The sequence below is a fragment of the Streptomyces sp. NPDC055140 genome, assembly GCF_053607285.1.
This window is the reverse complement of record NZ_JBSGTG010000015.1, coordinates 203090-215254: the sequence shown is the minus strand read 5'-3', so window position 1 is coordinate 215254 and position 12165 is coordinate 203090. Positions and strand designations below refer to the sequence as shown.

The window sequence follows — 12165 nt, the reverse complement described above, 5'->3', positions numbered from 1 at the left end:
CCCCGCCGCCTCCAGGCGAAAGACCCCAGGACCTAGTCCTCGATGCCGTCGGCCGCGCGCTGCTCCCGCAGTTCCTTGATCGCGCGGCGGCGCGCGAGCCGGTGCTGGCGGCGGATCTGGGCCTCCTGGTAGCGCCGCTTGTCGCGCTCGCTCTCCGGGAGCACAGGCGGCAGCGAGCGGGGCTTGCCGTCGGCGTCGACAGCGGCGAACACGAGGTACGCGGAGCCGACCTGCTGGGCCGGCGTCGACTCGTTCCAGCGTTCGGCGAGGACCCGGACCCCGACCTCCATGGAGGTACGGCCCGTCCAGTTGACCTGTGCCTTCACATGGACCAGGTCGCCCACACGCACCGGCTCCAGGAAGACCATCTCGTCCATGGAGGCGGTGACGGCGGGTCCGCCCGAGTGCCGTCCGGCCACGGCGCCCGCCGCGTCGTCGACCAGTTTCATGATCACGCCACCATGTACCGTTCCGAGCAGGTTGGTGTCGTTATGGGTCATGATGTGCGACAACGTCGTACGGGAAGCTGAGGTCGGCTTACCCGGAATTTCGGATTCCGTGCCGCGGGCCTGGTCTGTCATGACCTCCACCTTATGCCGGGCAGGACACGGGCTGCTTTGTGTCAGCTCTGCAACAGCCCTGGCCCGATTCGCCACCCACCCTTGTGGGGCACACAGCCGAGGACTGCACACTGGGGCCATGAACGATTGGCCAGAGGGTTGGGGCGACAGTCAGGGCGGCGGCGACCGCGGTTACGGTCGCGGCAGTGCCAGCGCGCGCCCCGAGGGCGCCCGCGCGATGCCGCATGTGCAGCGCGGACAGGGCGGCGGCCCCCGCCGCTCCGCGCCGCCCCGGCCCACGGTCCCGGCGCAGCCCTCGTACGGCGAGGGGTACGGGGACCAGTACGACAGCGGCTACAACACCGGCCAGGTCTACGGCGATGGCGGCGGGCGCCGCGGCGGCGGCTACATACCGAACGACAACGACCCGGACGACGGGTACGCGCCCCCGCGGCCCCGGCCGAACTGGCGCCGGCGCATCAAGTGGGCCGTCCTCACCCTCGTCGTCGTGTTCGTCGGTGTGAGCATCGGCACGTACTTCTGGGCCGACTCCAAGCTCCACCGTGACGTCGACCTCTCCAAGGTCATAGAGCGGCCCGAGGCCGGCGCGGGCACGAACTACCTCATCGTCGGCACCGACAGCCGGGCCGGGATGTCCGACGCGGAGAAGAAGAAGCTGCACACCGGGTCCGCCGAAGGCAAGCGCACGGACACGATGATGATCCTGCACACCGGCGACAACGGCAGCACGATGATCTCCCTGCCGCGTGACTCGAACGTCACCATCCCGTCCTACAAGGGCTCGGACTCCGGCAAGCTCTACCCGAACCAGGGCCGCCAGGTGAAGCTCAACGCCGCCTACGCGGAGGACGGCCCCGAACTGCTCGTGCGGACCGTCGAGTTCAACACCGGGCTGCACATCGACCACTACGCGGAGATCGGCTTCGGCGGCTTCGCGAAGATCGTGGACGCGGTCGGCGGCGTCGAGATGAACCTGAAGGAGGGCTTCAAGGACAAGTGGTCCGGAGCCGACTTCCAGAAGGGCAAGCAGACGCTGAACGGCCAGCAGGCCCTGGCCTTCGTCCGTACGCGCCACGCGTTCGCGGCGAGCGACCTCCAGCGCACCAAGAACCAGCAGGCGTTCCTGTCGGCGCTGGCCCACCAGGTGGCCACCCCGTCGACGGTCATGAACCCGTTCAAGCTCTACCCGACGATGGGCGCGGGACTCGACTCGCTCGTCGTCGACAAGGACATGAGCCTGTGGGACCTGGGCTCGATGTTCTTCGCCATGAAGGGCGTCACGGGCGGCGACGGCAAGTCGATGAACATGCCGGTCTCCGGCTCGGTCAACGGCAACCTCGTCTGGGACAAGACCAAGGTCAAGCAGCTGGTGGGCGAGCTCAAGAACGACGAGACCGTGACAGTCTCGGGCAACTGACGCAAGAGACGGGGCAGTTGGCCGGTCGGATCTCCACCTCAGGCCGGCTGCCCCGGTCCTCCCCGGCCGTTCAGCTGTATCGTGCCGCGCCGCCGGGCGGTGTCGAACATCGAACGGTCGACCGCGGGGCGGGGCGCCGGAGCGGCCGCGATCAGCTTGATCGTCTCGCGCCCGGCGAGCGCGGTCTGCCACTGCCCGAGGTCGGGCCGGCTTCCGTAGGGACCGGCCGCTAGGGCCCAGAGGCTACGCACCGCTGCCTCGCGCCGGTCGTCGAGGACACCGGAGAGCGGCGCCATCGGCTGGCCCGGATGCACGTACGGGTCCCGCATCAGCACCCGCCCGATCATCAGTGACGCCTTGTACCGGTCACTGTCGACGGTGGCCGTCCCGGCCGGGGCGAGCGGGTCGTGCCAGTCAGGGGTGTCCGCCTGGTCGAGCACGGCGGGCCGGCCGACGAGCCGGATGCCGTCGCAGTCGAGCAGGAAGACGGCGGGCTCGGGCGTGAGGGTCCACAGCACATTGGCCTGCGACAGGTCACCGACCACGAGCCCCGCCGCGTGCAGCCGCCCGAACAGCCCGGCCAGGGCGACGGCGATCCCGAGCCGGGCATCCGGCTCGGGCTGCGGCACGGCCTGCCAGGCCGCCTTGGGCTCACGGAGCAGGTAGGACAGGTCGATGAGCTTCGTATCGCCTTTGGGGGTACGCCAGTTGGTGGTCGCCGGTGCCCTGCGCATCAGGAACCCGGTGACCGTCCCCGCGTCGAGGACCCGGCACAGCGGCCACGCGGTCTCCGCGTCGAGGCGGTCCCTGTCGGTGGCGGCAAGCGCCTGACGGTACGCCACCAGGGCCGCCAGCGACGACCCGTCGACCTTGTGCGGCTCGCGGTAGCTCTTGTAGAGCAGGTCACCGGGGCCGCCGACCGCGTGCACCTCACCCTGCCCGCCGTCCCCTGCCTTGCCGAGCAACTTGAGCCCGCTGTACGGGAGATCGGCGCCGTTGTGGAACGTCACCGCGCCTCCCCGTGCTCCCACAGGACGACGGCGGTGCGATCGTCGTCGTACGACTTGACCCGGTACTGGAACTGCCAGAGGAAGTCGGCCGGCGCCGGGACCTCGTCGCCGTTCCACGCCTCGGCGAGGAAGTCCCGCATACCGGCGTCGCCCGCCAGCGGGGACGACAGGCCGTCCGTGCTGAGGACGAGGACGTCGCCGGCGTGAGCGTGGAGCAGGCGTGTCACGGCGGAGCGGGCGCGCGGCAACGCCGCGGTGCGCGTGTCGATGACGTCGCTGTCCTTGTCGCCGTCGGCGTCTCCCACGACGTCCAGGTGCCAGTAGCCGCGGCTCAGCAGGGCCGTGCCGCCGTCTCCGACCGCCAGGAAGCCGCGGGTGCGTATGCGCGGGTCGAGCGGGACCAACAGGATCCGCAGCGTGGTGGCGAAGGCGTCCGGGTGCTCGCTGTGCTGCAACGCGAGGTCACCCAGCAGGTTGCCGATCTGGCGCACCACGTTGTCGGCCGTGCGCTGGAACCGCTCGGCGTCGCCGGTGCGGATCGCCTCGTGCAGGGACGTGGAGTGGTCGAGGTAGCGGGCGGCCAGGCGGCAGGCCTCGTTGGACCCGACGTGCGAGCGCGGGGCCGAGCCCACTCCGTCGGCGACCGCGAGCATCAGCAGCTCACCGCCGTGCTCGTCGCCACCGATGCGGGTCACGCACAGCGCGTCCTGCCGCGGCTCCCCGGCATAGCGGTGGGAGTCCCCGCGTACGGAGGCGGCGCGGACGCTCAGTCCCGGGTACGCGGCACCGTCGAGGACGATGTCCGGCAGCACGGCCGCCGCCAAGTCCCCTGCCACGGCGGGCAGTCCCTGCGGGACCGGCGGATAGCTCGGCGCCTTCGGACCGCTGTGGGCGGGCGCGCCGAGAGCGGGGACGGGAGACGAGGTGAGGTCCGGGCCGTCGGCGCCCTGCACCGGCGCCGGCAGCTCATAGTCGTCGCGCACCGTTGGGGAGTCGGCCCGCACCGTCGGGGCGCCGTCCGACGCCACGAAGCCGTGCGGGTCGGTCGGCGTCCAGTGCCGCCGGGCCGCTTCCTCGCTCTCGTTCATCCGCGTACGCCCTTCGCTCACAGCTTGTCGAGGGAGACGGTGGAGAAGCCCGGGACGGTCTCGTCCACGGCCAGGGTGAAACCGCTCCCGCCGTCGGCCGGGATGCTGCTCGCCGACCGGACGATGGAGCGGGTCAGGCTGGACGCGAACTCCCGCAGGGCCTTCGCCGGTGACACGGTCGAGTCCTGCTGCATGAACGCGCGGAAGTTCGCCACCTGCCCGATCGTCGCGGCCTCCGCGTCACCGATCCCGAACGCGATGATCTTCGGGGCGTACTTCGAGCCGAGCAGGTCCTTGTGGTCCTGCTCCCAGCCGTCGTCGGTCGGAATGCCGTCGGACAGGAAGAACGCGACCGGCCGGTACACCTCGTGCCCCTGCGCCTTCAGCGACGCGACGTCCGCCTCGACGCAGCGCAGCAGCTCGCGGAAGGCCGCGCCGTACGACGTCAGTCCGCCCGCGGCGAGCGCCGGGACCTCCTCGATGTCGCTCAGGTCGACCAGGGGCTGCAGCACCTTCGCGTCGTCGGAGAAGCCGATCAGGCAGAACCGGGTCTTGTCGGCGACCGTCGGATTGGTGCTGATCTCGTGGTGAAGCTCGGGCAATGCGCTGTTGATCGCCTCGATCGGGTCCCCCGTCATCGAGCCCGACTCGTCGCACAGCAGGTAGAACGGCAGAATCTGCATGGCCTCGTGCCTCCGGAAAGCCTGTCGTCAGTTCGCGTAGGTGTAGAAGTAGATCTCGATGTCGGCATGGCCCCCGGTGGCCGCGCCCTTCCAGAAGTCGCGGGTGGTCGCGTTCCTGAACATGTCCGGACGGGCCTTCGTCAGCAGCGAGTTGACCTGGTGGGCGTACGCGCCTCCGGCGCCCGGGTCGCTGTTGCGGCCGAAGGTGAGGACGAATGCCGCCTGCCGTCCCCGGTACTTCTCCGTCACCGCGCGCAGCCGCTCCTCGATACGGTCCCGGTCCCCCTGAGCGGCGTCGATGGACACCTTGACGGGCGTACGGGTCACCGCGCGCGGGCCCTTGTGCTCGGGGCTCTTCGACGGCGTGGGCTTACCGCTCGCGGACGCCGAGGGCGTCGGTCCGGCCTCCGCGGCCTGGGGGTCGCCCTGGTCGCCCATCGCGACGAGCGCGAGGACCAGCAGCATGTCGGCGAAGAGCCAGCCCGCCAGGTGCAGCGGGTTGAACCTGCGCGCCCTCATCCCGCGGAGCCCGGCCGGCCCGGCACGGCGTCCTCGACGGAGTGCCCCCTGGCCTCACCCGCGTCGCCGGGCTTGCCGAGATCCACACCGCGCGCGGGCCACGGCGGTACGGGCGGCGCCGACGGCGCGCCCTCCGGCGGCCGGGGGACGGGCACACCGACTCCCCCGGAGTTCTGCGCCACCGCCACCAGCTGCGCGAACTTCTCGGCGGTCTCGCGCAGGGCACCGGCCTGCTGGGCCATCGCCCGCACCACGGTCTGGGTCTCCTGCGCGGCGCTCTGCGAGTCCCGCACGGCGTCCTGCGTCTCCTCCGCCACCTTCCGGGACTCCCGTACCGCCTCCTCGGCGGCGGCGAACAGCCGCGCGGACTCCTCCGCGGCGGCGTCGAGGCGCCCCAGAACCTGCGCCGACACATCGGCGGCGACCTCGATGCCGGTGGTGAACGACCGCTGCGAGGCGGCGAGTACGGTCACGGAGTCCTCGACGCGCTCCCCGGCCCTGCCGAGGCTGTCGCGGACCTCACCGTTCACCGCCCGGACCTCATCGAGCGCCTCGCGTACCATCGCGCCACTGCCGCTGACGGCCGTCTCGATCCGTCCGGCAGCCTCCTCCAGCGGCCGTACGGAGGTGCCGACCGCGCCCAGCTGGCGCTCCGCCTCCTTGAGCGCCGCACCGACCGTCTCGGCGGCGGCGGCGAGTTCGGCGTTGGTCTTCGCGGCCCGGTTGCCGAGCCGGGTCAGCGTCTTGGCGGCGCCGGTCAGCTCGGCGGCGAACCTGACCGGGGACGACATCCGGTGTTCGTTGAGGACGAGCTGGGCACGGCTGAGGGCCGGCACCAGGCGCGCCATCAGCTGCTCGGCGGCACGGCGCGCGGCTTCCTCGCGACGGTCGACCGCCGCCTTGCGGAAGCTGTGTACGAGCGCCAGGGCGAACAGCACGGCGATCGCGACCGTCGCGCTCATCGCGACCGTGCCGAAGGTGTAGAGCCCGGCGAGGTGTCCCTCGAACCCGGACTGCCACAGCTGGAGGAAGGGCCGCGCCGCTGCCTTCGGGTTGTCGCCCGTCAGGGCCCCGTACGCGCTGGACGCCTGGGTCAGGCCGTGCCAGGTGAACAGCAGCGGCAGGAAGACCAGCGCCCCGAGCCCGGCCTCCAGCCAGCCCCACGCCTTGTGTTCGACGGCCGGATCGACCGCCACGCTCTCGGGCCGCCCGTACGCGGCGAGCAGGTCGAGGTCGGCCCAGGTGCCGAGGCCGTCGGCGTCTGCGGCACGCAACGCCTTGGCCAGCGCCTGGAGTTCCTCGGCTCTCGGTGCGAGCCCGCGCTCGTCGGCGAGGTCACCGATCCGCTGGCCGACCACGTGCCGGTCCGTCAGGCCCCCCATGACCATCCCCCAACTCCCTTGTAGGCACCGGGAGTGCGCGTCACGAGCCGGCCCGCAGGTACGGCGGCCCCCCGGCCCCACGCGGCCCGCGCCCCTCAGGACGCGACCACAGGCGCACAGCGTACGACACACGTCACAGACCGCGTACGGTCCTTGCCGCATTGGGAGTTGGCGAGATCGGCCGGACGCAGAACAGCCCCCGGCACGGCGCCGGGGGCTGCTTCAGGGGTCTGGACTACGGCAGGTTCCTGGCCATCACGATCCGCTGGACCTGGTTCGTGCCTTCATAGATCTGCGTGATCTTCGCGTCGCGCATCATGCGCTCGACCGGGTAGTCGCGGGTGTAGCCGTAGCCGCCGAGGAGCTGGACGGCGTCCGTGGTGACCTCCATGGCGACGTCCGAGGCGAAGCACTTGGCCGCGGCGCCCTGGAAGGTGAGGTCCGCGTCGCCTCGCTCCGACTTGGCCGCGGCCTGGTAGGTCAGGGCGCGGGCGGCCTCGATCTTCATGGCCATGTCGGCGAGCATGAACTGGATGCCCTGGAAGTCGGCGATCGGCTTGCCGAACTGCTTGCGCTCCTTGACGTAGCCCTTGGCGTAGTCGAGGGCGCCCTGGGCGATGCCGAGGGCCTGGGCCGCGATGGTGACGCGGGTGTGGTCCAGGGTCTTCATCGCCGTGGCGAAGCCGGTGCCCTCTTCCCCGATCATGCGGTCCGCGGGGATGCGGACGTTGTCGAGGTAGACCTCGCGCGTCGGGGAGCCCTTGATGCCGAGCTTCCTCTCCGGGGCGCCGAAGGAGACGCCCTCGTCGGACTTCTCGACGACGAAGGCGGAGATGCCCTTCGAGCGCTTGGTCGGGTCGGTGACGGCCATGACCGTGTAGTACTCGGAGGCGCCGGCGTTGGTGATCCAGCGCTTCACGCCGTTGAGGACCCAGAAGTCGCCGTCGCGGACCGCGCGCGTCTTCATGCCCGCCGCGTCCGAACCCGCGTCCGGCTCGGAGAGGCAGTACGAGAACATGCCCTCGCCCTTGGCGAGCGGCGTCATGTACTTCTTCTTCAGCTCCTCGGAGCCGGAGAGGATGACGGGCAGCGAGCCCAGCTTGTTCACGGCCGGAATGAGGGAGGAGCTGGCGCAGACGCGGGCCACTTCCTCGATCACGATGACGGTCGCGAGGGCGTCGGCCCCGGCGCCGCCGTAGGACTCCGGTACGTGCACGGCCTGAAGGTCATTGGCGACGAGTGCGTCGAGGGCCTCCTGCGGGAAACGCGCCTCCTCGTCCACCGCCGCGGCGAACGGCGCGATCTTGGCCTCGCACAGGGCCCGCACGGACTCGCGGAGCATGTCGTGCTCTTCGGCCGGACGGTACAGGTCGAATTCGGGCGAACCTGCCAAGGTGACTCACGCTCCAAGGACGCTAATTACCGTTAAGTAACCCAAATTTTATGCCTCTGCCCACCTGAGGGATACGTGAGCTACACGACAGCGGAAACGTGCCCTGTGAGGGCCCCCGTCACGCCCGACTATGCTCGGGGCCGCACTGCAGCCGTACACCTCTGGAGCTCTCATGGCCTTGAAGATCACCGTGATCGGCACCGGCTACCTCGGCGCCACACACGCCGCCGCCATGGCCGAACTCGGCTTCGAGGTGCTCGGGCTCGATGTCGTGCCCGAGAAGATCGAGATGCTCACACGGGGCGAGGTCCCCATGTACGAGCCCGGTCTCGGGGAACTGCTGCGCAAGCACGTCGCCGGGATCGAGGGATCGACCGGGCGGCTGCGCTTCACCATGGACTGGGCCGAGGTCGCCGAGTTCGGTGACGTCCACTTCGTGTGCGTGAACACCCCGCAAAAGCACGGCGAGTACGCCTGCGACATGTCGTACGTCGACGCCGCGGTGGAGTCACTGGCCCGGCACCTGAGCAAGCCGGCGCTCGTCGTCGGCAAGTCGACGGTGCCCGTCGGCAGCGCCGAGCGCCTCGCGACCCGCATCCTGGAGCTGGCGCCCGCGGGCGCCGAGGTCGAGCTGGCCTGGAACCCGGAGTTCCTGCGCGAGGGCTTCGCGGTGGGCGACACCCTGCACCCGGACCGGATCGTGGTCGGCGTGCGCAGCGACCGCGCCGAGAAGACCCTGCGCGAGGTGTACGCGACGCCGGTCGGGCAGGGCTCGCCGTTCGTGGTGACGGACTTCCCGACGGCCGAGCTGGTCAAGACGGCCGCCAACTCGTTCCTCGCGACGAAGATCTCCTTCATCAACGCGATGGCCGAGGTCTGCGAGGCCGCGGGCGGCGACGTGGCGAAGCTGGCGGAGGCCCTCGGCCATGACGAGCGGATCGGCAACAAGTACCTGCGGGCCGGGATCGGCTTCGGCGGCGGCTGTCTGCCCAAGGACATCCGCGCGTTCATGGCGCGCGCCGGTGAGCTGGGCGCCGACCAGGCGCTGACGTTCCTGCGCGAGATCGACTCCATCAACATGCGGCGCCGCGGCCAGATGGTCGAGATGACCCGCGAGGCGCTCGGCGGCGGCTCGTTCCTGGGCAAGCGGGTCGCGGTGCTCGGCGCCACGTTCAAGCCTGACTCCGACGACGTACGGGACTCCCCCGCGCTGAATGTGGCCGGGCAGATCCACCTCCAGGGCGGCCAGGTCACGGTCTACGACCCGAAGGGCATGGACAACGCGCGGCGCCTGTTCCCCACGCTCGGCTACGCGGAGTCCGCCGAGGCGACCGTGCGGGGCGCGGACGTGGTCCTGCACCTGACGGAGTGGCGCGAGTTCCGCGAGCTGGACCCGGCGGCACTCGGCGAGCTGGCCGGTACGCGGCTGATCCTCGACGGGCGCAACGCGCTGGACCCAGTGCTGTGGCGCAAAGCCGGCTGGACGTACCGGGCGATGGGCCGCCCGGCTGCCTGAGCCTCTATTTCGCGCGGTAGCGGCGCATCTTGGCGCGCGCTCCGCACACCGCCATCGAGCACCAGCGACCGCGGCCCGCCGGGCTGCGGTCGTAGTACACCCAGTGGCAGTCGGGGGCCTCGCAGGCCTTCAGGCGGGGCCAGGTGCCGTCCGCGTGCGCCTGGGCGATCGCCGCCGCGACGCGGGAGACGAGAGCGTGCGGGTCCGCCGGCGCGAGAGAGGCCGAGCCGTCCGTCGCGTCGACGGTGACCAGGAGCGGGGCCTCGGCGAGCAGCCGGTGCAGGGGTGTCACCGAGCGGTGGGGGGCGTGTCCGCCGTGTGCGAGGCAGGCGACGCGCAGCGACTCGCGCAGTTCGCGCGCCGGTTCCGCCTCCTCCTGAGTGAGGCCGAGCGCCTCGCGCCCCTTCTCCGTGTCGAGTGCGTCGGCGCCCGTCTCGATGTCGAGGGTGTTCACCAGGTCCTGGATCAGGGCCAGTCCCCCGGGTGCGGGCACGCGGTCGTTCATGGTTGCGACGTTACCTCTGTTGCGGGAGCATGCAGTAACGCGGTTACCTTATGAAGGCCTCTACGGGTAACCCTCACACCGAGGAGATGTCATGGCTCTCGCCACGCTGGGTGTCGTCGTCCTGGACTGTCCCGAACCGCGCGCGCTCGCCGATTTCTACGCGGAGGTGCTAGGCGGCGAAGTGACGAGCGACGACGGCACATGGGTCGACCTGGAAGTATCGGGCGGCCGGCCGCTCGCGTTCCAGGCGGCACCCGACTTCGTACCGCCGGCCTGGCCCGCGCCCGACCGGCCGCAGCAGTTCCACCTGGACCTCACGGTCGAGGACCTCGACACCGCGGAGAAGGGCGTACTGGCCCTGGGCGCGAGGGTCCTCGACGCGGAGGACCGCTCGCGCACCTGGCGGGTCTACGCGGACCCGGCAGGGCACCCGTTCTGCCTGTGCGCCTGCTGAGTCCGCTCCCCTGCCCGCCCGTCACGTGTCGAGGCGTTCGATCCTCGCCGTCGACGGCGGGCGGCGCAGCGCGGCTGACCGCGCCGCGAACTCCGTCCCGCGCAGGACGCGCTGGACGTTGCCCCACAGAAGGGCGCCGACGCCTCCGTCACGCAGTCGCGGGATGTCGGTGTCGACCGAGCTCGGTGAGCTCGCGCATCTCGGAGGTGGCGGTCAGTTCGTCCTGCAGGTCTGCCATGGCAAAGCTCCGGGCGTCGACGGTGTCGGCAGTAGCGTTCGCCCTCACACGCATGGCCCGCAGCCACCTGATGGGCCGCGCGTTCGGCGACACCGGGCCCCCAAACCTCCGGAGCAGCATCACTCCGGAGGTTTCTGCAGGTCGCCCAGCCGTCGAGCCCGATCGCCCAGCCGTCGAGCTGGTCGCTCAGCCGTCGAGCTGGTCGAGCGTCGCGTTCGAGGGGCCGCGCCGCGCCTGCTCGTCCCGGGCCACGTCCTCCGCCGCACCGAGGACCCGTACCGCGTTCTGCCAGGTCAGCTTGGCGAGGTCGGTGTCCGACCAGCCGCGGTCGACGAGCTCCGCGATCAGGTTCGGGTAGCCCGAGACGTCGCCGAGGCCGTCCGGCAGGAACGCCGTGCCGTCGTAGTCGCCGCCGATGCCGATGTGGTCGACGCCGGCGACCTCGCGCATGTGGTCGAGGTGGTCGGCGACCGTGGAGACGGTGGCGACCGGGCGCGGGTGCTCCTCCTCGAAGGCGCGGTGGAGCTTCATGGCCTGCGCCGACGTGTCCAGGTGGTGGAAGCCGTACGCGCGCAGGTTGTCGTCCGCGGCGGCCGTCCAGTCGACGGCGGCCTGGAGGACGAACTTCGGCACGAACGTGGCCATCGCGACGCCGCCGTTCGCGGGCAGCCGCTCCAGGACGTCGTCAGGGATGTTGCGCGGGTGGTCGCACACGGCGCGCGAGGACGAGTGGGAGAAGATCACCGGCGCGACCGACGTGTCGAGCGCGGCCCGCATCGTGGTCGCCGCCACGTGCGAGAGGTCGACGAGCATGCCGGCCCGGTTCATCTCCCGTACGACCTCGTGGCCGAAGGGCGAGAGTCCGCCGACGCCCGGCTCGTCCGTCGCCGAGTCCGCCCACGCGATGTTGTCGTTGTGCGTGAGTGTCATGTAGCGCACGCCCAGGGTGTGCAGCGCGCGCAGCGTGGCCAGCGAGTTGTCGATGGAGTGGCCGCCCTCGGCGCCCATGAGGGACGCGATCCGGCCCTCGGTGCGGGCGGCCTCCATGTCGGCGGCCGTCAGCGCGCGGCGCAGGTCGGCCGGGTAGCGCTCGATCAGCTGCTGGACGCAGTCGATCTGCTCCAGGGTGGCGCTGACCGCCACGTCGCCGGCCATGTCGGAGCGCACGTACACGGACCAGAACTGCGCGCCGACCCCGCCGGCCCGCAGCCGGGCCAGGTCGGTGTGCAGATGCGCGCTCTGGTCGACGGCGATGTCACGCGCGTCGATGTCGTACGCGACCTGCTCGCGCAGTGCCCACGGCAGGTCGTTGTGGCCGTCGACGACGGGGAAGTCGGCGAGTATCGCGCGGGCCCGCTCCAGGGAGGTGGTCATCGCGG

General features: G+C 71.1%; 12 protein-coding genes. 3 read left to right on the top strand and 9 right to left on the bottom strand.

What is annotated here, in order from left to right; genetic code table 11:
- Nucleotides 1–32: 32 nt before the first annotated feature.
- Complete coding sequence (locus ACWFR4_RS27170) at nt 33–581, bottom strand: acyl-CoA thioesterase (protein WP_453465390.1); 549 nt, start codon at nt 579–581, stop codon at nt 33–35.
- 118 nt (nt 582–699) lie between these two features.
- Here ACWFR4_RS27170 and ACWFR4_RS27165 point away from each other — a divergent pair, with 118 nt between their 5' ends.
- The gene (locus ACWFR4_RS27165) at nt 700–1998 is read left to right on the top strand and encodes an LCP family protein (RefSeq protein ID WP_453654986.1); all 1299 of its coding nucleotides are present in this window, start codon (nt 700–702) and stop codon (nt 1996–1998) included.
- Between the two features lie 38 nt (nt 1999–2036).
- Here the strand turns inward: ACWFR4_RS27165 and ACWFR4_RS27160 are convergent, their stop codons facing one another.
- The 6 genes from ACWFR4_RS27160 to ACWFR4_RS27135 form a co-directional block, all read right to left on the bottom strand.
- A complete protein-coding gene (locus ACWFR4_RS27160; protein WP_453465387.1) occupies nt 2037–3008 on the bottom strand; it encodes a hypothetical protein in 972 nt (323 codons plus the stop codon).
- Entirely contained in the window at nt 3005–4096 is a 1092-nt protein-coding gene (locus ACWFR4_RS27155; protein ID WP_453654984.1) for a protein phosphatase 2C domain-containing protein, read from the bottom strand. Before ACWFR4_RS27155 ends, ACWFR4_RS27160 begins: the two co-directional genes overlap by 4 nt.
- 17 nt (nt 4097–4113) lie before the next feature.
- The gene (locus ACWFR4_RS27150; RefSeq protein ID WP_266563463.1) at nt 4114–4779 is read right to left on the bottom strand and encodes a vWA domain-containing protein; all 666 of its coding nucleotides are present in this window, start codon (nt 4777–4779) and stop codon (nt 4114–4116) included.
- A gap of 27 nt (nt 4780–4806) precedes the next feature.
- Nucleotides 4807–5298, bottom strand: a complete 492-nt coding sequence (locus ACWFR4_RS27145) for a hypothetical protein (RefSeq protein WP_453654983.1) — start codon at nt 5296–5298, stop codon at nt 4807–4809.
- The gene (locus ACWFR4_RS27140) at nt 5295–6680 is read right to left on the bottom strand and encodes a hypothetical protein (RefSeq protein WP_453465381.1); all 1386 of its coding nucleotides are present in this window, start codon (nt 6678–6680) and stop codon (nt 5295–5297) included. Before ACWFR4_RS27140 ends, ACWFR4_RS27145 begins: the two co-directional genes overlap by 4 nt.
- 235 nt (nt 6681–6915) lie before the next feature.
- Nucleotides 6916–8073, bottom strand: a complete 1158-nt coding sequence (locus ACWFR4_RS27135) for an acyl-CoA dehydrogenase (RefSeq protein WP_326712659.1) — start codon at nt 8071–8073, stop codon at nt 6916–6918.
- 172 nt (nt 8074–8245) lie between these two features.
- Between ACWFR4_RS27135 and ACWFR4_RS27130 the strand changes: the two genes are divergently transcribed.
- The gene (locus tag ACWFR4_RS27130) at nt 8246–9589 is read left to right on the top strand and encodes a UDP-glucose dehydrogenase family protein (RefSeq protein ID WP_453654982.1); all 1344 of its coding nucleotides are present in this window, start codon (nt 8246–8248) and stop codon (nt 9587–9589) included.
- Nucleotides 9590–9593: 4 nt separating this feature from the next.
- Here ACWFR4_RS27130 and ACWFR4_RS27125 read toward each other — a convergent pair whose 3' ends face one another.
- The gene (locus ACWFR4_RS27125; protein WP_355686395.1) at nt 9594–10094 is read right to left on the bottom strand and encodes a CGNR zinc finger domain-containing protein; all 501 of its coding nucleotides are present in this window, start codon (nt 10092–10094) and stop codon (nt 9594–9596) included.
- 91 nt (nt 10095–10185) lie between these two features.
- Between ACWFR4_RS27125 and ACWFR4_RS27120 the strand changes: the two genes are divergently transcribed.
- Nucleotides 10186–10548, top strand: a complete 363-nt coding sequence (locus tag ACWFR4_RS27120) for a VOC family protein (protein ID WP_453465377.1) — start codon at nt 10186–10188, stop codon at nt 10546–10548.
- Nucleotides 10549–10972: 424 nt separating this feature from the next.
- Here the strand turns inward: ACWFR4_RS27120 and ACWFR4_RS27115 are convergent, their stop codons facing one another.
- Complete coding sequence (locus ACWFR4_RS27115; RefSeq protein WP_453654980.1) at nt 10973–12160, bottom strand: dipeptidase; 1188 nt, start codon at nt 12158–12160, stop codon at nt 10973–10975.
- Nucleotides 12161–12165: the final 5 nt, after the last annotated feature.

Bases quoted from the DNA above. Each gene is read 5' to 3' on its own strand.
- ACWFR4_RS27140 (WP_453465381.1), bottom strand. From the start codon at position 6,680: ATGGGGGGCCTGACGGACCGGCACGTGGTCGGCCAGCGGATCGGTGAC.
- ACWFR4_RS27125 (WP_355686395.1), bottom strand. From the start codon at position 10,094: ATGAACGACCGCGTGCCCGCACCCGGGGGACTGGCCCTGATCCAGGAC.
- ACWFR4_RS27115 (WP_453654980.1), bottom strand. From the start codon at position 12,160: ATGACCACCTCCCTGGAGCGGGCCCGCGCGATACTCGCCGACTTCCCC.
- ACWFR4_RS27170 (WP_453465390.1), bottom strand. From the start codon at position 581: ATGACAGACCAGGCCCGCGGCACGGAATCCGAAATTCCGGGTAAGCCG.
- ACWFR4_RS27120 (WP_453465377.1), top strand. From the start codon at position 10,186: ATGGCTCTCGCCACGCTGGGTGTCGTCGTCCTGGACTGTCCCGAACCG.
- ACWFR4_RS27165 (WP_453654986.1), top strand. From the start codon at position 700: ATGAACGATTGGCCAGAGGGTTGGGGCGACAGTCAGGGCGGCGGCGAC.
- ACWFR4_RS27145 (WP_453654983.1), bottom strand. From the start codon at position 5,298: ATGAGGGCGCGCAGGTTCAACCCGCTGCACCTGGCGGGCTGGCTCTTC.
- ACWFR4_RS27130 (WP_453654982.1), top strand. From the start codon at position 8,246: ATGGCCTTGAAGATCACCGTGATCGGCACCGGCTACCTCGGCGCCACA.
- ACWFR4_RS27155 (WP_453654984.1), bottom strand. From the start codon at position 4,096: ATGAACGAGAGCGAGGAAGCGGCCCGGCGGCACTGGACGCCGACCGAC.
- ACWFR4_RS27150 (WP_266563463.1), bottom strand. From the start codon at position 4,779: ATGCAGATTCTGCCGTTCTACCTGCTGTGCGACGAGTCGGGCTCGATG.